The sequence below is a fragment of the Streptomyces sp. NPDC048269 genome (assembly GCF_040652395.1).
GTDB lineage: Bacteria > Actinomycetota > Actinomycetes > Streptomycetales > Streptomycetaceae > Streptomyces.
In genome coordinates, this window is record NZ_JBEZLW010000004.1 from 281,309 (window position 1) to 302,384 (window position 21,076).

Below are 21,076 nucleotides of genomic sequence, written 5' to 3' on the forward strand. Positions count from 1 at the left end.
TCCGCCACAACGACCGTTTTCAGCCGCCGTTTGGCGGTCACGGATGTGCGTCGCCTTTCAGGAGCGCGACGGGCTCCGACGGACGCGCCCGGGCAAGGGTGTCGTCGACCAGCCGGAACAGCCGTACCGGAGCTCATGACCGATGCCGGCGACGGGGGTCAGGGCCCCCACCGCGCCCGGTCTGCTGCCTCGGCCAACGGGGCGGATCAGTCCCTCAGTTGGCGGCGGACCAGTTCGTGGAAAAGGCCGTTCGTGTCGGCGAGGAGTTCGGCGGGCGGGCCTTGCTGTACGACGCGGCCGTCCGCCATGGCGATCACCCGGTCGGCGTCCATGATCGTGGACAGCCGGTGGGCGATCACGATGCGGGTGGCGTTCAGGGCGCGGGTGGATTCGATGACCACGCGCTGGGCTTCGTTGTCGAGCGCGCTGGTGGCCTCGTCGAAGAACAGGATGCGCGGCTTGCGGATGAGGGCCTGGGCGATCATCAGGCGCTGGCGCTGGCCGCCCGACACCGTGCCGCCGCCGTCGGACAGCATGGTGTGCATGTTCATAGGCATGGCTTTGATGTCCTCCGCCAGACCCGCCATCGCGGCGGCTTCCCACACCTCCTCCAGCGGGAACGACTCCGCGCCGCAGATGCAGTCGAGGATCGATCCGCTGAAGGGCTGGGCGTTCTGCAGGACGACCCCGCACTGACGGCGCACCGCCGCCTGGTCCAGCGCCGCCAGGTCCTGGCCGTCGTACAGGACGCTGCCCTCCACCGGCTTGTCGAAGCCGATGAGCAGGCGCAGCAGGGTCGACTTGCCGCAGCCGCTGGCTCCGACGACGGCGACGAACTCCCCCGGTCGGATCTGGAAGTCGATGCCGTCGAGCACCAGCGGTCCGTCGTCGGTGTAGCGGAAGGACAGGTTCTTCGCCTCGACGGCGCCGGTCAGCTCGCCCGGCCGGGTACTGGCGCGGCCCACCTCGGGGAGTTCCCTCAGGAGCGGCTTGACCTGCTCGAACATCGGAAGCACCGCGGCGGCCGAGATGAGCGCGCCGGTCACCTGCGTGACCGAGGACATCAGCATCGTCAGGGCGGTGCTGAAGGTGAGGAACTCGCCGGCGGACATGGCTCCGCGGGCAGGTCCGGCCAGCAGGACGAACATCACCAGCGTGCACAGCGGCAGGTAGACCGCGCCCAGCACGGTGGTGACGTTCTGTATCCGGCCGATGCGCTGCTGGAGCTCCCGGGTGCGGGCGAACTCCCGTGCCCAGGCGGCGTAGGCGAAGCTCTCGGCGGCGGCGACGCGCAACTTGGGCAGCCCGCGCAGGGTCTGGAAGGCCTGGTTGTTGAGCTTGTTGTTGAGGGTGATCAGTCGGCGCTGGTAGCGCAGCTGCCACAGTCCCAGGCCCAGGAAGACCGCCGCGACGGCGACCAGCATGGCGACCGCCGCCATCGCCAGCGGCACGCTGTAGACGAGCAGCAGCACGAGGTTCATCGTGCCGACCGTGCTCGCCTGGACGCATACCGGGCCGACACCGGACAGCACGCTGCGGATGGCGCTGATGCCCATGGCCGCGCCGGCCAGTTCGCCGGTGGAGCGGCCGGCGAAGAACTTCGTCGGCAGCCTCAGCAGCCGGTCCCACACCGCCGGTTGCAAGGTGGCCTCGATACGGCCCTCCATGCGCAGGATGGAGACGTTCTGCAGCAGCATGAAGGCGGCCGAGACCACCCCGGTGGCGATGAGCGCCAGCCCGGTCTGCACGATGAGGCTGTTCTCGGCGTTGGGGACGTACCGGCCGAGCACCTGGCCGGTGGCGATGGGCACCAGTGCGCCCAGGACCACGGCGACCAGCCCGCCCAGCAGGAGGCTGCGCAGCTCCAGGAGGGTGCCGCGAAGACTGAAGCGGAGCAGCGCCGGCAGGCCCACCCGGCCGTCGGGCAGGGGCCGGTAGAGCATGACGGCGCGCGGTTCGAAGGCGTCCTCACCGATGTCACCGCCCTTGCCGATGCGCTGCCGCGCGCCCGTGGCGGGGTCGACCGCCACGTAGCCGCCGCGCCGCCACAGCAGGGCGACCGGGCTCCCGTCGTTCTCGCGCCGGCCGACCAGGGGGCCGCTGTTCTCCCGCCACCACTGCCCGCCGAGCCCGACCACGCGCGTGCGTATCCGCGAGGCGAGCGCGATGCGTTCGACGGGGTCGACCCGCTCGGAGGCGGTGGTGGCCTCGCCCGGCTCGGACAGGGTGATGCGGGCCTCGTCGGCCACGAGGGAGCACACCGCGAAGGTCGCGTCGACGCTCGCGCCCCAGTGACGGGAACGGCCGCGGGAGCGGTCGATGGAGGCCAGCAGGGTCCGGTCCGCCTGGGTACGGGCCGCCTGACCGGCCTCGATACCGGCCGCCATCCGGTCCTCGTGGGCGCGCCCGAGCTGCTCGATCGAGCGGTCCAGGGCGTACAGCAGCCGGTACTGCTGATCGACCATGCCCTGCCACATCGCCGCGTCGACGAGGAGGGTGCCGGCCGTGCCCTCCTCGTACACGGCGCCGTACTGCACGCTGCCGGGGGTGATCTGCATCCAGAGGATGTCGTCGTCGGCCGGGCCCGGCCCGGTGGTCGCGCGGCCGTCCAGCGGTGCCTGGTAGAGCACCCGCAGCCCGCGTCCGAGACCGCGCGCGAACGCGTCCTCCAGCGGGCTCGGCCGGCCCGCGGGGTCGCCGTACGCCGCCTGGTCGGCCCATTCCTGCTGGAACGGTGCGCCGTATTCGGGGCCGGGCAGCTCCCGTAGCTCGATGCGGCGCAGCAGGCAGCCTTGCAAGGGCCGGCCGACCAGCGTGTGCTCGGGGCCGTCGGCCGGGCCCAGCAGCAGGGTGCCCGCCTCCAGCCGGCCGAGGAAGTGCCAGTGCCCGGTCTGCGCGGCGTCGACGGCGAAGAGGTCCAGCTCGCCCCGGACGACGAGCCACAGCACGTGCGGGCCCTCCAGGGACAGGCTGCGCAGGCCCGTGCAGTCGATCGGCGAGCCCAGTGTGCCCAGGGCGGCGACGACCGGGTCGGAGTCCTGGCCGCCCGGTGCCCAGCCCGGCTGTGCGGCGGCCGCCGTGGTCTCATGCGGGTAGTCGTGCCGGTACTCGTGCGGGTATTCGTACGGGTACTGGTGCGGGTACGTCACCTCAGTGCTCCTTGACCAGTTCGGCGTACGGGCCCTGCGCGGCGACCAGGTACTCGTGCCGCCCGCGTTCCACGACCGTGCCCCGGTCGAGCACGACGATCTCGTCGCTGTCGCGAACCGTGCTCAGCCGGTGGGCGATGACGACGAGGGCGCAGCCCCGGCGCCGCAGGTTGTCGATCACGGTCTGCTCGGTCAGCGCGTCCAGGGCACTGGTCACCTCGTCGAGAACCATGACGCTGGGGCGGCGGACCAGCGCCCGGGCGATCTCCAGCCGCTGGCGCTGGCCGCCGGAGAAGTTCCGGCCGTCCTGCTCGACGCGGCTGTGGATGCCGCCCGGGCGGCGCGCGACCACATCGTGGACGGCGGCGTCCTGGAGGGCCGCGACGACTGCCTCGTCCGGGATCGAGGGGTCCCACAGCGTGACGTTGTCGCGCACGGTGCCCTCGAAGAGGAAGACGTCCTGGTCGACGAAGGAGACGGAGGCGGCCAGCGCGCTGCGGGGGATGTCCTCCAGCCGCATCCCGTCGATGCGGATGGCGCCTTGCCACGGGGTGTGGAGGCCCGACATCAGCCGTGAAACGGTGGACTTGCCGCTGCCGGAGCCGCCGACCAGCGCGACCTGCTGCCCGGGTCCGACCGACAGCGAGAAGTCCTTGAGCAGCGGGGCGTCCAGCGGGCTGTAGCCGAAGGTGACGTTCTCCAGCTCCACGTGGCCCGTGAGGCGGCGGGTGTCGGCCGCGGGCTCGCGCCGCGAGAACACCGGGTCGACGGGGAAGTTCTCCACGTCCTTGAGGCGGGCCACGTCGGCCGCGAAGTCCTGGATCCGTCCGGCGACACCGCCCAGCCGGGAGATCGGCGCGGTGAAGCTGGTCACCAGGGTCTGGAAGGCGACGAGCAGGCCGACGGAGAGATGCCCGTCCACCGCCCGCAGGCCGCCGATCATCAGGATCAGCGCGCTGTTGAGCGCCGCCAGCGTGGGCGCGACGATCGCCAGCCACGCGCTGGGCACGCCGAGCCGCTGCTGCACGTCGAGGGTGACCGCGTGCTGTCCGGACCAGCGACGGAAGAAGCTGTTCTCGCCGCCGGTGGCCTTCATCGTCTCGATGAGCTGGAGGCCGCTGTAGGACGTGTTCGTCAGCCGGGCGCTCTCGGCGCGCAGTTTCTGGGTACCGGTGGCCCTCAGGTGGATCACGGTCCGGATGGCCACCACGTTGAGCAGCGCGATCATCACGCCGACGACGGTGAGTTGTGGGTCGTACGTCCACAGCAGCACCGCGTAGAGCACGACCACGACGGAGTCCACGGCCGCGGCGGCCAGGTCCCGCGCGAGGGTCTCGGCGACCGCGTCGTTGGACTGGAGGCGCTGGACCAGGTCGGCCGGGTTGCGCTGGGAGTAGAAGGTGACCGGAAGTCTGAGCAGGTGACGCAGGAACCGGGCGCTGCCCAGGGTGGAGGAGATGACGCGCCCGCGCAGCAGATTGGCCTGCTGGAGCGCCGTGAGCGTGCCGGTGAGCAGCAGGGTGACGGCCATCGACGCGAACAGCACGCCCAGCAGGGAGGTCTGCTCCCCGATGAGGAACATGTCGATGTACGTGCGGCTCAGGGCCGGAGCCGCCGCGCCGACGGCCACGAGCAGGAGGCTGGAGACGACGGCGGCGGCCATGGTGCCGGAAGTGCCGCGCAGGCGGGCGGGCATGGCGCCCAGGACGCTCGGCTTGCGGCCGCCGCGGCGGAAGCCGTCGCCGGGTTCGAAGGTGAGCACGACGCCGGTGAAGCTGGTGTCGAACTCCTCCATGGGGACGAACCGGCGTCCCTTGCCGGGGTCGTTGATGTACACGCCCCTGCGGCCGAAGCGGCGGCCCATGCCGTCGTAGACGACGTAGTGGTTGAACTCCCAGAAGAGGACGGCCGGACCCCGCACCTCCGCGAGCGCGGCGAGGTCCATCTGCATGCCCTTGGCCTTCAGCCCGTAACCGCGGGCGGCCTTGAGCAGGTTGCTGGCGCGGGAGCCGTCGCGGGAGACGCCGCATCCGATGCGCAGCTCCTCCAGGGGGACGAAGCGGCCGTAGTGTCCCAGCACCATGGCCAGGGCTGCGGCGCCGCACTCCACGGCCTCCATCTGCAGCACGGTGGGGGTGCGTACGGGGCGGGGCGTCCTGCCCCTGGGGGCGGGCGCGGTCTTGCGGCGGGTGCCGCCCTTGGGCTCGGGGCGCTGGCGCCGGCGGCCGGCGGGAGGGAGCTGGGGTGTCCGGGGAGGTGCCCCGGTCTGCGACGCGGTCATGGCAGCAGCCAGTCGACGGGGCGCTGCGCGGCGAGGTGGACGGTGCCGGTGACCGGGGTCGTGGAGTCGAGGGCGTACGGGGGCCCGTCCGCGGAGGACCACTTGTAGCCGGACCTGGTGGCGGAGGAGCGCTCCAGTTCCACGAGGACCGCGACCGGGTTGCCCTGCCGGGCGAACTGTTCGGCGAGCCCCTTGTCGCCGAGGAAGCCGCTGATCTGCGCCGCGGTCTGCGGCGCGCGGCCCACCGTCTTGACGTGGCCGCGCAGCATGCCGAACCGGTGCTGGGGGACCGACTGGACGCTCAGGTCGACCGAGGCGCCCACGGGGATCGTCGAGCTGCCGGCGCCCGGCACGTACAGCACGGCCAGGAGGGGGTCGTCCGCGTCCTTCACATGTTCCACGGTCGCCACGTCCGCGCCGGTCGCGACGACCGAACCCACCTTGGCGAACAGGGTCGTCAGCCGGCCGCCGGTCACCGCGCGCACCGGCCGGTCGCCCTGCTCCGTACGGACGTTGAGCAGGGGCGCGCCGGGTGCGAGGAGCTGGCCCTCCTCGGCGAGGACCCCGGTCACCTGTCCCGCGACCGGACTCTGGAGCACGTAACTGCCCTCGGCGTGGGTGAGGATGCCGGGTGCGCTCAGCTTGGCGGAAACGGTGCCGGTGAGGGCCCAGAAGGCCGCCGCGGCCATGACGACGACCGTCACGGCCAGTACGAGCCGCCCCTGCGGGCGCGCGAAGCGTACGGGCAGATCGAGTTCTTCGGGCGATTGCAGCTTGGAAAGAGCCTTTTGACGAAACTGCACGGACTATTCCTTCAACTGCATTCGTATCGTTCGGGCACGCGGGCAGCCATGAACCCCGGAGCCGTGGGAAGCACTCCGGGGTTCACGGGATATCCCACTCAGAGACCGGCGCGACCGGTGTTCACCGAAACGCCGGTGATGCCCGAGACCAGGCCGGGGACGTGGCTGACGAGACCGGTCGCGGCCTGGACGGTGTCGAGGGAGCCGACGACGCCCCCGATGCCGCTGACGTCGCTGGTCACGGCGCCGGCCAGGCCACCGGAGATGCTGACGATGCCGCCGGAGACGGCGTCCAGCTCGGAGTCGGCCATCTCACGGGTCTCAAGGTCGTTACGCATTATGCGCACCTTTCATTTGGGGGGAATGCGCGGCGTCGTCATTACTCGACTGCCGCGGTGCGCAGATGAAAGCACGCGAACGGGCGAGCAGGCCAATCCTGTTGACGCACCCTCATGGGCAGACGGCCACCTCCGACTACCGGCGTGCAGCTTCATTCACCGAATAGTGACAACTTCTCCGCAGGAACGAGTAACAGATACGCGCGACCCGCCACCCGCACGGGATCAAACGGTACAAACACCCGCCAAAACACTGGGAGGTGTCCGGCATGCGGGTGAACTGTGAAAGCGGGTCGGTGTGGTCACACACACGATGTGCAGGTTTTCGGAAGGCGCGCGGAGTGACCGGTCGGTCACGCCGGGTGTACGACGGGGCGGTGAGTTCCCTACTGTGAGTCCTGAAGTGGCGGGCAGCCGCCCGCCTGGCGCGTCGTCTCATGCTCGGGAGCTTTCGTGACGCACGACCACACGACGTCCCTCCGGCTGCGGCTTCGCTACCGGTTCGACCATCTGGTCGCGGGCGGGACCACTGCGCTCATCGGCTGGCTCGCCCTGGCCTGCCTCGCGGTCGTCGTCCCGGCGAGCACGGTCCTCGTCTGGTCCGACCGGACGGCCCCCGGCACTCTCTCGGGCCGGCTCACGGCCGTGTGGGTCAGCGTCGGCCAGACCCTGAAGATCGGGGGTGCGGTCGGCCCCCCGCTCTACGTCCTCGCCTCCGTGTCCCTCGCCCTGGTCGCCCTGCTGTTCGTCTCGACGCTGGTCAGTCTGATCACCACGGGCATCAACCGGCGCCTCATGTCGCTGCGCCGCGGCCACTCCACCGTGCTGGAGGCACGGCACACCGTGGTACTGGGATGGTCCGACCAGGTGTTCCCCGTGATCGGCGAGTTGGTCGCCGCCCACGCGAACCAGCGCCGGTCGGCCATTGCCGTGCTCGCCCCGAAGGACAAGGTGGAAATGGAGGACGACATCTCCGCCCGTGTCACCGACCGCGGCAGAACGCGGATCATCTGCCGCAACGGCAGCACCACCGACCCCACCGAGCTGCGCCGGGTGAGTCCGCAGACCGCGAAGGCGGTTCTCGTCCTGCCTCCCGCCGGAGACGGCGGTGACGCCCACGTCGTGAAGACCCTGCTCGCCCTCGACGCGGCCGTCCCCGGGGCGGGTGACGCGGGGGTGGTCGTCGCCGCGGTCCGTGACCCCCGCAACCACGTGACCGCCAAGCTGGCCGCAGGGCCGGCGGGACACGTCCTGTGCGTCGACGACATCGTCGCCCGGCTCCTCGTGCAGACCGCGCGCCAGCCCGGCCTCTCGCTCGTCTACCAGGAACTGCTGGACTTCGAAGGCGACGAGTTCTACACCGCCGCCGCCGAAGGGCTCGCGGGACGCACCTTCGGCGAGGCCCTGCTGTCGTTCGCCACGTCCGCCGTGGTCGGCCTGCTGCGCGCCGACGGCGGGGTCGCCCTCAATCCGGACCCCGGTACGGCGATCGGTGCGGGCGACCGGATCATCGTCATCTCACAGGACGACGACACGGCCGTACAAGTGGACGTGGCCTGCTGCGTCGAGGAGGAGGCGATCGTCACGGCCGGGCCCAGGATCCCGGTGGCCGAACGCCTGCTCCTGCTCGGCTGGAACCGCCGGGCTCCGCTCATCGTGGATCAGCTCGACCAGTACGTGAGCCCCGGAACCACCCTGGACGTCGTGGCGCTCGGTGACGGCGCGGCGGCGTGCGGCACCGGTGACGTCACGGACGCCCGGAACCATCTCGCAGTGGCCTTCCACAGCGGGGACGTCACCGACCCGCTCGTCCTGGCCAAGCTGGACGTGCCGTCGTACGACAGCGTGATCGTGATCGGTGAAGCGGACCCCGTGGCCACGGCCGCGCCTCCCCTCACCTCTCAGACGGCCACGGCCACGGACGTGGAGGCGCAGGCGGACGACCGGACGCTGGTCACGCTGCTGCACCTGCGGGCCATCGGGGAGGCCGCACACCGGGAACTCGCGCTCACCACCGAGATGTCCGACGACGGGAACCGGCTCCTCGCGCCCGCCCGCGACGGAGCCGACTTCATCGTGAGCGGCAGGCTGATCAGCCTGCTGATGACCCAGATCTCGGAGAGCCGCTACCTCGCCGCCGTGTTCGAGGAGCTGTTCACCGCGGAGGGACACGAGTTCTACCTGAAACCGGCCGCGGACTACGTCCGGGCCGGTCGCGAGGTCTCCTTCGCGACGGCCGTCGAGTCCGCACGCCGCCGCGGCGAATGCGCGGTCGGCTACCGGCTGCGCGCGCAGACCGCCACGGGCCCGGCCTACGGGGTGAGGATCAATCCCGACAAGCGGCAGCGGGTCCGGTTCTCCGAGGGCGACTGGCTGATCGTGCTCGCCGAAAGCTGACGGTCCCGCGGGAGCCGCGCCGGCTGCCGCCCCGTCTTCGGGCGGCGGGCCGGCGCGGCTCCCGGCCGCTCACGCCCCCGAGTGGACTTCCAGCGCGGCCCGTACCGCGGACTCCAGGGCTCCTTCGATCCACGCGGGCTTCACGGAGGTGTGGCACCCGGCGAAGTGCAGGTTGCCTTCGGCCTTGCGGACGTGGGGGAAGAGCTCGGTGTGCTGGCCGGGAAGCAGCACGGACGCCTCACCGTAGGCGTACGGATCGCGCATCCAGGACTGGGTGCGGCCGACTCCGGTGTAGAACACCTCGATCCGCTGCCCGAACACCTCCTGGACGCCGGCCAAGGCGCGCGGGTACCGCTCGTCGTCGTCCAGGGAATCCCACTTCAGGGCATCGTCCGACCAGCTGTAGGAGGCGAGGACCACCCCGCCGGCGCTGCCTTCGACGGGGTGGGACGGCTGGAACATGAAGCGGTTGGGATTGTCGGTCGCCGAGCCGCCCCCGATGACGCCGGCCGCCTCGGGCTGGTCGCGGGTGACCAGGCGGCAGGCGGCGTAGTGGGCGCGCTGGGCTTCGGAGATGTGTCCCTTGGGAACGGAGGGGTGGGCACCCAGCAGCCCCCCTGCCTCCGGGGTCTGCGCGAGCTGGTACTTCCGGTACAGGCCGGGCTTCACGGCCTCCAGCTCGCGCTTCCAGTCGGCTTCGTCGAACTCCCACCAGCGGCGGCTGAATTCGAGCAGCACCTTGGTGGCGGCGTCGTAGTGCAGTTCGGTGACCGCGCGCCGCTTGCCGTAGGAGAGCGCGGGGGTGACCGGGATGTGGCGCAGTCCGGAGAAGGGGACGGTGATGATCGCGGTGTCGGCGGTGAAGGTCTCGCGCTGCACGGGGCTGCCGCCGCGGCCCTCGGACACGGTGTCGACGGTGACCTTGCCCTCGCCGTGGGTGATCCGGGTAGCGCGGCGGTCGAGCCGTACCAGGTCCTCGACCCGGGCGTAGAGCGCGTCCGCCAAGGTGGCGGTGCCACCGGGCAGTTCGTAGAAGGCGGTGTCGGGGCTGATCAGCGAAGCCCCGATGAAACTGTGCACGAAGGCGAGGTGCAGACGGGAGGTGAGGTTCTCGACCGTTCCGATCAGGTCGATGGTCCGCTCGTCGAGCTCCGCCTCCTCCGTCAGGTACCGGTACATCGACATGTGTCCGTAGCGCTGGATGACGCGGGCCCAGCCCTCGACGAGTTCCTTGTCCTTCTTGCCCTCGATCTCCTTGCGTACGGGAGCGAAGGCGTCGCGGACGATCTGCGCGGCGGGCACGGACTCGTAGGTCTGCGGTACTCCGAAGGAACGGTTGACCGCCTGCGGGCCGCGCGCGTAGTCGGCCCGGCGTACGCGGACGCCGTTGACGTGGATCCACGTCCGGTACGCGGGGCGGCCGGCCCCGTCGACGTCGACCAGGTGGAAGCGCCGGCGCTTGAGGCCGAGGCTGTCCATCAGCCCGGTGACCAGCGGGTGGCTGTCGGGGATGCGCATGGCCCCGGCCTCGGCGTACTGCTTCGGATCGGCGAAGGGTGCGGCCGCCTTCTCGTGGCCGCCGGTACGGAAGGTCTTGATCCGGCCGCCCACCCGGTTCGCGTTGGCCTCGATGACGGTGACCTGGTGCCCGGCCTCGTGCAGCAGGTGGGCGGCGGTGAGCCCGGCGGGCCCGGCGCCGACGATCAGTACCTTCCTGCGGGCCCGGGACCGGGGCAGGCCGTTCTTCAGGAGGATGTCCGCGTACCGCGGCACCAGGGGCTGGTCCTCCTCGTCCCGTACGAGGACGGCCCGGGCGACGGTGAGGCAGGTGTCCCAGTCGGGGCGTCCGGCGCCGGGGCCTGCCTTCGGGGTCTCGGCGGAGGCGGCGGCGACCGTCAGCGCGCCGGCTCCCGCGACCGCGGCCGCGCCGGCGATGACGGTACGGCGGGAAGGCTTGCGGGAAGGCGCCGGTGCGGGTGCGGGTGCGGGTGCGTCCGAGGGTTCAGGGGTGGCGAGCGAATCCGTGATCATGGCCCAACTCTTGCCGCCCGGTCGGGCACGGACGGTCAAAAAGCGGCGGGCCGGGAAACAACCACCCGGACGTGCGTCGCGGATCTCCCGACGCTGACGAACTGGGTTTCGCACGGGCGGCCGCGAGCCGCGGGACCGCCGGGGCGGTACCCGGGCCCTCATGGGCACACGACCACGTCCACCCGGGCGGGCTCCCCGCCCCGCCCCGTTCCCGCCTCGCGCCGTCTCGTCCCCGTCCCCGTCCCCGTCCCCGTCAGAGAGGGTCCACGTCCAGGAAGGCCGCCAGGGCGGGTCCCGCGCCGTCAAAGGCACCGGGCAGTGTCTGTTCCGCCCAGATGACCTTGCCTGCGGGTGTGTACCTGACGCCCCAGTGCTCGCTGAGCTGCGCCACCAGGAACAGTCCGCGCCCTCCCTCGTCCGTCGTGGCGGCGTACCGCAGGTGCGGGGCGGTGCTGGTGCCGTCCCACACCTCGCAGGTGAGGGCGTGGTCATGGAGCATCCGGACCCGCACCGGCGCGCTGCCGTGCCGTACGGCATTGGTGACCAGCTCGCTGAGGATCAGTTCCGTGGCGAAGACGAGATCGGTCAGGCCCCACTCTTCGAGCTTCTCCGCCGCCGCTTTCCGCACGGCGCCGACGGCGGCCGGCTCGTACGGCACGTCCCACTCCGCGACGCGGTCCGGGCCGAGGGTCCGCGTCCGGGCGATGAGCAGCGCCACGTCGTCGGCCGGCCGGGTCGGCAGCAGCAGCTCGAGCACGGCCCGGCAGCTCTCCTGCGGGTCCCGGTCGGAATGGCTCAGCGCCGCGCGCAGCAGTTCCAGCCCCTCGCCGATGTCCCGGGTCCGCTCCTCGACCAGGCCGTCCGTGTAGAGGACGAGCTGACTGCCTTCGGCCAGGTGGAGCTCCGCGGTCTCGAACGGCATGCCGCCCAGCCCCAGCGGGGGGCCGGCCGGCAGTTCCACGATCTCCGTGGTGCCGTCGGGGGCGACCAGCAGGGGCGGCAGATGGCCCGCCCGCGCCATCGTGCAGCGTTGGGACGCGGGGTCGTAGATGGCGTACAGGCAGGTCGCGCCCAGTACGCCGCCGTTCGCGCCGTCGCCGACCCCGTCGTGGTCGATGCGCTGTACGAGGTCGTCGAGACGGGCGAGGATCTCGTCGGGCGGCAGGTCGAGGGAGGAGAAGTTGTGCACGGCCGTACGGAGCCGCCCCATGGTGGCCGCGGCGTGCAGGCCGTGGCCGACGACGTCTCCGACGACCAGCGCGACCCGGCTGCCCGGCAGCGGGATCACGTCGAACCAGTCCCCGCCCACCCCGGACTGCGCGGGCAGGTAGAAGTGCGCCACATCCACGGCGCTCTGCTCGGGGAGGGCCCGCGGCAGCAGGCTGCGCTGGAGCGTCTCGGCGAGGGCGTGTTCCCGGGTGTAGCGGCGGGCGTTGTCCATGCTGACCGCCGCCCGGGCGACGAGTTCCTCGGCCAGCGACAGCTCGTCCTCGTCGAAGGGCTCCGGTTTCTGCGACCGCCAGAAGTTGACCACGCCGAGCACGACGCCCCGGGCCCTGAGCGGGGCCGCGATGAGCGAGTGGATCCCGTACTCGATGATGGCCCGGGCGCGCGGCGGGTCCTGGGCGTGCCAGCCCGGCGCGTCCTCCAGGTCGCGGACCAGTTCCGCCTCGCCGGTGCCGTAGCCGCGTGCCTGCGGGGTGGACGGCAGGAAGTCGATCAGCCGGCCGAGCGGGTAGAGGGGGTGGTCGGAGCGGATGCCGCTGACCGCCGTGCGCCGCATGTCGGCACCCGGGCCGGGCTCGTCGCCGTTCAGCACCGGGTCGGCCAGGTCGACCGTGCAGTAGTCCGCGAAACGGGGGACGGCGACGGCGGCGAGCTCCTCGGCCGTCCGCACCACGTCGAGGGTGGTGCCGATGTCGCCTCCCGCGTCGTACAGCAGCTTGAGGCGCCTGCGGGCCGTCTCCGCCCGGCTGGTCAGGACCTGCATCTCGGTGGAGTCGCGGATGGTCACCGCGCAGCCCTCCGGCCGGCCACGGGGGTGGGTGGGCCGCTGGTTGACCACGAGCAGCCGGTCTCCGGTCGCCAGCACCTCGTCGGTGGTCTCCCGGCCGGACAGCAGCAGGTCGGCCATCGGGCGGTCCAGGCCCGGCACGTCCGCGATGCGGCGTCCCTCGGCGTCCTCCGGCAGCCCGAGCAGTCTTCTGGCCTCGTCGTTCGCCAGCAGGAGCCGCCCTTCGCCGTCGGTGATCAGCACCCCTTCGCGGACGGCGTGGAGCACCGCGTCGTGGTGCTCGTACATCCGGGTCATCTCCTGCGTGCCGAGCCCGTGGGTCTGCCGGCGCAGCCGCCTGCTGATCAGCGCCGTGCCGACGGTGGCCAGGGCCAGGCCGGTCGCGATGGCCAGGAGGATGACGGGGAGCTGGCGGTCGACGACACCGGTCACGTTCTTCACCGTCAGGCCCGCCGACACCAGCCCGACGACCTTGCCGTCGGGCGCGGTGACCGGGACCACCGCCTGGATCTCCTTGCCGAGCGGGCCGTCCACGCTCTCGGTGTGGACGTGGCCGGCCAGCGAGGGCTCGATCGTGCCGACGAACCGTTTGCCGATGCGGTCCGGCTGGGGGTGGCTGTAGCGGATGCCGTGGGTGTCCATCACCACGATGAAGTCCACCCCGGCTGCCTTGCGCGTCGCCTCGGCGCGGGGCTGCAGGACGGCGGACGGGTCGTCCGTCTTCAGCGCTGCCTGCAGACCGAGGGAGTGCGCGAAGGTCTGGGCGACGGATACCGACCGGTTGCGTGCCTCCCGGTCGATGTCGTGCCGCGACTGGAGCACCAGGGCCAGAAGCGCACCGGCGGCGAGCAACACCACGATCGCCACCTGGAGGACGAAGACCTGTCCGGCGACGCTTCTGAACTTGTTGCTTAGGGGTGACCGCACCGTTGTGCCCGGCACGGGTGGCAAGGAAGGGTCACGAACCCATTTGTAGCACTTCCGGGCGCCCAAAGCTCCCAGTAGGCACAATGCGCACCCGGACGGTCACCGGTCGGCTCACACCTTCAGGCCGGTCTGCGGGGTCCCGGCGGTCTTCGTGGCCTTCGGCGTTTCCCCGGCGTTCGGGGTCTTCGTGGGCTCCGGGGTGCAGGTGACCTCGTCGCGCGGCGTGTAGTGGGTCTTGAACTCTTCGCGCTCGGCCTCCTTGCCACCCCGGACGAAGACGCGGCCGACGGTCACGTCGAAGCCTTCGAGCGGGGTCTGGACCTCGCACGTCGGGCCGCTGCCCGTCCGCTTGCCGGGCTCCGTGATGTTGGTGCGCGGACCCTTCGTCGCCCGTACCTCGTCGTACTTCTTCGTGCCGAGGAGGGTGATGGTCAAAGACGTGTCGGTGGATTCGGCCTGGATGTAGAGGGGGTGCCCGGAGTCGTTGATCCAGCGCAGGTCGAGGGTGCCCCACGCGACGGTGGCCTCGCGGCCTTCGGGGTAGCGCTCGATGTAGAAGGAGTGGGCTCCGTGCTCGACGAGCCCCAGGCCCGCGAAGAACGCGGCGTTGTACATGGTGGTGGCGACGGCCGAGACACCGCCGCCGGGCGATTTCACGTACTGCCCGTCGTTGATCATGATGCCGTCGACGAAGCCGTTCTCCGGGGTCCGCTCGCCGACCGTCCGGTTGAAGCTCCACTCCTGGCCCGGCAGGACCACGGAGCCGTTGATGAGTTCCACTGCACGGCCGATGTTGGTCGTGCGGTACGGGGCGGCCGGGAAGGCGACGGTGAACGAGGAGACCTTCTCCTTGATGCCGAGCCGCCGCGCCTCGGCGCTCGTGAGGTCCGGCTGGACCGCCACGGTGGCGACCTCGCCGGTGCGGGCCGCGCCCGAGCGGGTCAGCAGGGGCAGCACGGCCCGGCCGAGCGCCGAATCCGTGACCTGCCGTCCCGCGCGGCCGTGGTCCCCGAGCACCACGCGGCCATCCGCGGCGAGGCCGAGCGCGGCGTCGCGCGGGGGCTGGGTGGCCTCCTCGACGGGGCGGGCCACGGCGGGCTCGGCGAGCAGGCCCTTGGCGTCCAGGGCGGGCACGAGACGGCCCTGACCGTCGGCCTTCATCTTCAGGTGCCCGCCGAGGACGGCGGGGGTGATGGATATGTGCTTCCCGGCGACGGCGAGTGTGACGGGCCCCGACATCGCCGGTTCCGCGAACTGCCCCATGGCCCGTCCGGTCTCCTCGGCTCCGACGCGCGGCTGGGTGCGCTCGACCGGCAGCTCGACGGGGCCGGCATCCGCCCGCAGGTACGCGTTGCGGAGGGCGTCGACGGCGCGGTCCCCGATCAGGGTGACGCCGGACTGCGGGGAGACGGCCTTCGCCGTGCCCTTCTCGAAGGCGATCGATCCGTCGCGGGCCTGCCGGCCGGCGGTCGCGCCGATGCGGTCGACGGCGGCCCGGCCGGCCTGCTCGTCCACGCGGATCACGGGCTCGACGTCCCGGCGGCCGGAGGCGAAGAGGCCGCCGATGACGGTGGCCGGTGCGTATCCCTTGCGCGCGGCGCTGTCGACGGTCGCGGCGGTGTCGAGGGACAGCCCGAGCTCGGCGGGATCGGCCTTCTCGACACGGTCGCCGATCTTCATCGCGACCGGCGCGGCGGCGAGGGGCCCGAGCTCCCGGGCCAGCGCCCGGCGTGCGTCCGCCCGGCTCATCCCGCCGATGTCGATCCCCCGGACCCGGGTGCCCTCGTCGATGTCGTCGCCGGCCAGGAGCCCGGTGACGTAGAGGCCGCCCAGTCCGAGGACGAGGGCTCCGCCCGCCACCGGCAGAGCGATCCGCCAGTTACCCGTCCAGCTGCCTGCGCGTCCCATGTCACTCCCGGCCGGTATACGACGATTCCGGGAAATAATGATTCATGGAAAATCGGTCATTCGGGGGCAGATGTAATGCTTGTCACGAACCGGATCAAGATCAGCCGAGGCGGGCCGGTGAGGAGGCGCCCGGGGCCAGCAGGCGGGGGGCGCCCGAGCCGTCGGCGAGGACCGTCCACAGGTCCGTGGTGTCGGGGGCTCCCTCGGCCGGGAGGGCGTAGGCGAGGGTCCGGTCGTCCAGCCAGACGGCCTGGTCGTCCACGCTGTGCTTCTCGGCGAGCGGGTGCTCGCGGAGCGTCGCCAGGTCCAGGACGTGCTCGCGCCACAGCGACGCGCCGCGCTGCACGCGCTTTTTGTACGCGATGCGGGTCTCGTCCGGGGACAGGGACGGGCACTCGACGTTCTGCGCGAGGGTGGTGACCGTACGCCGGGACATCGAGCCCTTGACCAGGTGGGTCCGGCCCGCGGTGCCCAGGGTGGCGTAGAAGGTGTCGTCGTCCTTGGCGAAGGTGACGCCCCAGAAGTTCACGTCCCCGGAGCGGTACTCCCGGCCGTCCATGGAGATGGTGAACTTCTCCAGATCGGGTTCGAGGGCCCCACTGCGGGTGTCCACGATCGCCGTACGGGTGGAGAAGAACGCAGCGCCGTACGACTCGCCTGCGACGAAGACGGTCCAGGCGGCGAACCGGCCGCTGGGCGAGACCCGGGCCCGGCTGGGCGTGCCCGCGAGGGGGAAGCTGCGCAGCGTGCGCAGGTCGGCGTCGACGATCAGGGCCCGGTTGTCCTGGGCGAGCGCGCCGGGCGTGGAGCGCAGGCACACGCCGGTGCCCGCGGCGGCGTGGAAGCGCTGGCAGGTGAGCCCTGAGGCGGTGCGCGGGGCCTCGGGCGTCCCGGCCGGGACCGAGATGAGGGCGCCGCGGTGCGGCCCGGGGGTGCCGTTGAGGAAGGTCAGCCGGTCCTGCGGGCCGAGGGTGACGCTGCCCGCGGCGACGGCCGGGCCTCCCGGCTGCGGCCGGTCGCCGCGCGCGGCGGCGCGCAGCACCAGTGCGGCGGCGAGGCCCCCGAGGAGCAGCACGGCCGCGGAGAGAACGAGCAGGCGGCGCGACAACGTCATCGGGTTCCTCGCGGGCGTGGGGTCGGGTCGATCGGGTCGGTGGGGTCGGTCGGGTCGGTCGGCACGGTCACGCCGGTCGGGGACGGGCCGGCCGGGTCCGGGGTGGAGCCGTGCGAAGTGGCGCCGTCAGGGGTGGCGCCGTCCGGGGCCGCCGGTCGCAGTACGAAGCCGGCGACGGCCGCGCAGCAGAGCAGGCCGACCGCGGCCAGGGAGAGCGCCGGGCCGGTGCCCCAGAGGGTCCACGCCCCGCCGAAGGCCAGGGAGCATCCGAAACGGGCCAGCGCCTGGCCGGTGCCGACCAGGGCGAGGCCGGTGGCCCGCAGGTGCCGGGGCACGGTGGCGGCGACTGCCGCGGGCAGCACTCCGTCGGTGGCGGCGTAGAACGCGCCGTGCAGCGCGAGGACGAGGCAGGGCAGGGCCGGCCAGGCGGGAGCCCACAGCAGCAGCCCGTACCCGGCGAGCAGGAGGGCGTGCCCGGTGAGGAACACGGTGCGCCGCCCGATCCGGTCGGCGAGGGCGCCCGCCGGTACGGCCAGCAGCAGGAACACGGCGGCGGTGCCGAGCGGCAGCAGCGGGAACCACCGTTCGCCGATGCCGGCGCGGTCCTGCAGCAGCAGGTAGACGAAGGCGTCGCTGACGGTGGTGAGGCCCAGCAGGGCGGCGCAGACCGCCAGTGCCCGCAGCCGGGGCAGGCGCAGCAGGGCCAGTGCCTCGCGCGGGCCCGCGGAACCCGGTGCCGGGCGGGCGCCGCCCTTGGGTCGTGTCGTCAAAGTCCCGTCTGCCTGGCGGGGCCTGGCACGGCCGCTCGCCGCGTTGTCGTCGGTCACCGACGTCCCCCAGCTACCGCTGGGAGGTGCCCCCACCGCGTCGATTTCCTTTCCGCCTTGCGATCGCACGCACCAGGCCCCGCCGGCCCCGCCCTCCGGGCGGCCGACGCTACTTTGACGACACTCCCCAGGCCGGGGCTGAGGCCGCGGTCGCAGGTCGTCGCCAGCGCCACCGGACGGGACGAACAGCACGAGCACCACGACCCCGAGTACGGCGACGCACGCGCTGACGCCGAAGACCGCGTCGTAGCCGTCGATCGCCACGCTCAGGATGAGGAAGGCGGCGAGGGGGCCGAGGAGCGCCCCGGTGGTGTCCATGGCCCGGTGCACGCCGAAAGCGCGGCCCTGTAATTCCGCCGGGGTGGCCAGGGAGATCAGCGCGTCGCGCGGCGCGGTGCGCAGGCCCTTGCCGGTGCGTTCCAGCGCGAGGACCACGCCCACCGGGCCCAGGCTGTGGGCGAGCAGCAGCAGCGGCTTGCACAGGGCGGACAGGCCGTAGCCGATGCCGGCGATCAGCTTGTGGTTGCGGACCCGGTCGGCGAGGTGCCCGCCGGTCAGCTGCACCAGGGCGCTGACCCCGTTGTAGACGCCGTCGAGCGCGCCGAAGCCGAGGGGGCTCAGACCCAGCCCCGCGACCAGGTAGAGGGGCAGCACGGCGGTGACCATCTCCGAGGAGATGTCGGTGATCAGGCTGACCGTGCCCAGTGCGAGGACGGCGGTGGCGACGGCAGGCGTCCGCCCACGCCGGGGGACGCCGTCGCGGTCCGGCGCGGTCTTCGGCCCGGCGGGGGCGGAGCGGTCCGCGAGGTACATGCTCAGGCGCTCCCCGAAGGCGACGGTCTCGGACACTCGAACGTGCGAGTGGAACATTAGTGGTTGTACGGGCCAACGGTGCGGGGTACTTCCCGATTCGGCTTGCGGCCCGCTCAGTTGCCCCGGCTGCTCTCGTCGCGCAGCCAGGTGGAGAAGTCCCCGCCGCGGATGGCCTTGCGGGCGCCCCTGCGGGCGGCGAGCGCCGCCACGACGAACACCACGACCGCGGGGAGCAGCCGCGGCTGGGTCCGCAGCAGGGCGCGCAGGTCGGCCGTTCCGGTGCGGGCGGACGGCATGGCGGGGGCGTCGGCCCGTCGCGAGGCCTGGAAGCGCTCGTACTCGGCGGAGGAGGTCGCCGCGCGGATCCGCCGCCTGACGAGGTCGGACCAGGTGCGCGGCGGATGGACGACGACCCGGGCGGCCTCGACCACGCGGCGCTCCCCCGGCCCGAAGGCGAGCGACGCGGCCAGGTCGTCGGCCATCAGCGGGGGCAGCGCGGTGATCCGCGCGTGCCCCGTCTCGGACACGGCGATGACCCCTCGGCCGAACAGGCCCTCGCGGACGGCCGGCAGCCGCTGCCACACCTGGTAGTACGCCCGTACCGGCCAGGCGCAGCCGGTCAGCGGGACGTCCCGGCCGGGGGCGGTGGCGAGCAGGTTCGGATTCCTGGTGAGCGCACCGGCCAGGGCGCGTACGTCGGCGGCGCCGACCACGACGTCGGCGTCCACGTAGAGGCGGGGGAAGCCGTGGGCGTGCTCGTCCCCGACGCGGAGCGCCGTGTGCTTGGAGGGGGTCGGGATCTCGACAACCCGGACGCGGGGGCCGCGGGCGGCCGCCACCTCGGCGGTGTCGTCCGTACAGCCGTTGCACACGACGACGACGTCGGGCCCGGAGGCGGAGGATGCGGTGGGTGTCGAGGCGTCGGCCAGGAGCGCGTCGAGGAGCCGGCCGATGACCCTGCCCTCGTTGTGGGCCGGTATCACGATGCTGGTCACCCGGGCAGTATGCACGCTCGAACACACGCGCCGGGTGTTTCCCTCAACTCTCCCCGGGGGTACGCCCCGTGGTCTAGATTGACCGTCGTTACGGGTTCGGCTGCTCGGGGGAACACGCAGCCGGGCCGGGGGGCGGAAGTACGCGCATTACGCAGAGCATCGGTTGTGGGGGGCCATCACCGTTGAGCGGGTCACGCACGGGACGCGGGGGCGTCCGGCCCGCCGTCGACGGCGTTCCCCTCCATCACACGCGTCCCGGCCAGGAGTTGTCGACACGCCAGCCGGCGTGTTTCGCGGAGCGAAGGGGAACGCTGTGAAGGACACTGCGAAGGACGCCGCCGCCGGCCGGGGGCCCGTGGAGCCGTTAGGCGTCGCCGTGGTCGGTGCGGGCTACTGGGGTCCCAATCTCGTCCGCAACTTCCAGTCCGTACCGGAGTTCCGGCTGCGCTGGCTCTGCGACCTGAACGAGGACCGGGCCCGGCAGGTGCTCGGCGGGTACTCCACGGTCCGGGCGACCTCCGACTACGCGGAGGTCCTCGCCGACCCGGCCGTCGACGCGGTCGCCGTGGCCACCCCCGCCGGGACGCATCTGGACGTGGCGCTGGCCGCCCTGCGCGCCGGAAAGCACGTCCTCGTGGAGAAGCCCCTCGCCGCCACGTACGAGGACGGGCTGCGGCTGGTGACCGAGGCCGGGGAACGCGGTCTCACGCTGATGTGCGACCACACGTACTGCTACACCCCGGCCGTGGGCCGCATCCGGGAGATGGTCCGCTCCGGCGAACTCGGTGACATCCAGTTCTTCGACTCGGTCCGGATCAACCTCGGGCTCGTCCAGAAGGACATCGACGTGCTGTGGGACCTGGCCCCGCACGACCTGTCGGTCCTCGACTTCATCCTCCCTGAGCACGTCCGGCCGGTCGCCGTGGCCGCGCACGGAGCCGACCCGATAGGGGCCGGGCAGTCCTGCGTGGCCTACTTGACGCTCCAGCTCAACACCGGCGCCATCGCGCACGTGCACGTCAACTGGCTGTCCCCGACGAAGGTACGGACCACGATGGTCGGCGGGTCCAAGCGCACCCTGGTGTGGGACGACCTCAACCCAGCCCAGCGCGTGGCGGTGTTCGACCGGGGGGTGGACCTGACCGCCCCGCAGGAGATCGGCGCGGACGAACGCCGCGACATGCTCGTCTCCTATCGGAGCGGCGACATGGTGGCGCCCGCGCTCGGTGAGAAGGAGGCCCTGCGCAGCATGGTCGAGGAGTTCGCCGCCGCGATCAGGACGGGGCGGCCCGCGCTGACGGACGGCCGGGCCGGCCTGCAGGTGCTGGACATCCTCGAAGCGGCTTCCCGGAGCCTGGAGTTCCGCGGGGCGGTCGTCGGACTGCGCACCGGGCGTTGACCGTTCGCGGACCGATCGCGGACGGATCGCGGCCGATGGCCGATCGCCGAGCGCCGAGCGCCGGCGGAGCAGGCCCTTCG

General features: G+C 72.3%; 12 protein-coding genes. 2 read left to right on the plus strand and 10 right to left on the minus strand.

Annotation, left to right across the window (positions count from 1 at the left end; genetic code table 11):
* Positions 1-206 precede the first annotated feature (206 nt).
* From AB0D48_RS06915 to AB0D48_RS06930, 4 genes are all read right to left on the minus strand, one after another.
* Positions 207-3,014 carry an NHLP bacteriocin export ABC transporter permease/ATPase subunit gene (locus AB0D48_RS06915; RefSeq protein WP_362391721.1) on the minus strand — a complete coding sequence of 936 codons (2,808 nt, stop codon included), beginning with the start codon at positions 3,012-3,014 and terminating at the stop codon, positions 207-209.
* Positions 3,015-3,150: 136 nt separating this feature from the next.
* Positions 3,151-5,430, minus strand: a complete 2,280-nt coding sequence (locus AB0D48_RS06920; RefSeq protein WP_362391584.1) for an NHLP family bacteriocin export ABC transporter peptidase/permease/ATPase subunit — start codon at positions 5,428-5,430, stop codon at positions 3,151-3,153.
* A complete protein-coding gene (locus tag AB0D48_RS06925) occupies positions 5,427-6,233 on the minus strand; it encodes an HlyD family efflux transporter periplasmic adaptor subunit (RefSeq protein WP_362391586.1) in 807 nt (268 codons plus the stop codon). The genes AB0D48_RS06920 and AB0D48_RS06925 overlap by 4 nt, the downstream gene beginning before the upstream one ends.
* Positions 6,234-6,331: 98 nt before the next feature.
* Positions 6,332-6,571, minus strand: coding sequence for a hypothetical protein (locus AB0D48_RS06930; protein ID WP_362391588.1), 240 nt, complete (start codon positions 6,569-6,571; stop codon positions 6,332-6,334).
* A gap of 453 nt (positions 6,572-7,024) precedes the next feature.
* On the opposite strand from AB0D48_RS06930, the gene AB0D48_RS06935 reads away from it, so the two are divergent.
* On the plus strand, positions 7,025-8,968 hold the full coding sequence (locus AB0D48_RS06935; protein WP_362391590.1) for an NAD-binding lipoprotein: 1,944 nt from the start codon (positions 7,025-7,027) through the stop codon (positions 8,966-8,968).
* A 69-nt stretch (positions 8,969-9,037) separates the two neighbouring features.
* On the opposite strand, the gene AB0D48_RS06940 is transcribed toward AB0D48_RS06935, so the two are convergent.
* The 6 genes from AB0D48_RS06940 to AB0D48_RS06965 form a co-directional block, all read right to left on the minus strand.
* On the minus strand, positions 9,038-10,999 hold the full coding sequence (locus tag AB0D48_RS06940; protein ID WP_362391592.1) for an FAD-dependent oxidoreductase: 1,962 nt from the start codon (positions 10,997-10,999) through the stop codon (positions 9,038-9,040).
* Positions 11,000-11,252: 253 nt separating this feature from the next.
* A complete protein-coding gene (locus tag AB0D48_RS06945) occupies positions 11,253-13,955 on the minus strand; it encodes a SpoIIE family protein phosphatase (RefSeq protein WP_362391594.1) in 2,703 nt (900 codons plus the stop codon).
* A gap of 96 nt (positions 13,956-14,051) precedes the next feature.
* Complete coding sequence (locus AB0D48_RS06950; protein ID WP_362391596.1) at positions 14,052-15,848, minus strand: VanW family protein; 1,797 nt, start codon at positions 15,846-15,848, stop codon at positions 14,052-14,054.
* A 100-nt stretch (positions 15,849-15,948) separates the two neighbouring features.
* Positions 15,949-16,962, minus strand: coding sequence for a TolB-like translocation protein (locus AB0D48_RS06955; protein ID WP_362391598.1), 1,014 nt, complete (start codon positions 16,960-16,962; stop codon positions 15,949-15,951).
* Positions 16,959-18,602 (minus strand): MFS transporter, encoded by a 1,644-nt coding sequence (locus AB0D48_RS06960; protein WP_362391723.1) that lies wholly within the window; start codon positions 18,600-18,602, stop codon positions 16,959-16,961. The genes AB0D48_RS06955 and AB0D48_RS06960 overlap by 4 nt, the downstream gene beginning before the upstream one ends.
* A 113-nt stretch (positions 18,603-18,715) precedes the next feature.
* Positions 18,716-19,597: a glycosyltransferase family A protein gene (locus AB0D48_RS06965; protein WP_362391600.1), complete on the minus strand. Its 882-nt coding sequence runs from the start codon at positions 19,595-19,597 to the stop codon at positions 18,716-18,718.
* Between the two features lie 313 nt (positions 19,598-19,910).
* Between AB0D48_RS06965 and AB0D48_RS06970 the strand changes: the two genes are divergently transcribed.
* Positions 19,911-20,996, plus strand: a complete 1,086-nt coding sequence (locus AB0D48_RS06970; protein ID WP_362391602.1) for a Gfo/Idh/MocA family oxidoreductase — start codon at positions 19,911-19,913, stop codon at positions 20,994-20,996.
* The last annotated feature ends 80 nt before the right edge of the window (positions 20,997-21,076 follow it).

What these genes read in the sequence shown, in the direction of transcription:
- AB0D48_RS06955 (WP_362391598.1), bottom strand. Translation starts at nt 16,962, where the DNA reads ATGACGTTGTCGCGCCGCCTGCTCGTTCTCTCCGCGGCCGTGCTGCTC.
- AB0D48_RS06950 (WP_362391596.1), bottom strand. Translation starts at nt 15,848, where the DNA reads ATGGGACGCGCAGGCAGCTGGACGGGTAACTGGCGGATCGCTCTGCCG.
- AB0D48_RS06920 (WP_362391584.1), bottom strand. Translation starts at nt 5,430, where the DNA reads ATGACCGCGTCGCAGACCGGGGCACCTCCCCGGACACCCCAGCTCCCT.
- AB0D48_RS06940 (WP_362391592.1), bottom strand. Translation starts at nt 10,999, where the DNA reads ATGATCACGGATTCGCTCGCCACCCCTGAACCCTCGGACGCACCCGCA.
- AB0D48_RS06930 (WP_362391588.1), bottom strand. Translation starts at nt 6,571, where the DNA reads ATGCGTAACGACCTTGAGACCCGTGAGATGGCCGACTCCGAGCTGGAC.
- AB0D48_RS06960 (WP_362391723.1), bottom strand. Translation starts at nt 18,602, where the DNA reads ATGTACCTCGCGGACCGCTCCGCCCCCGCCGGGCCGAAGACCGCGCCG.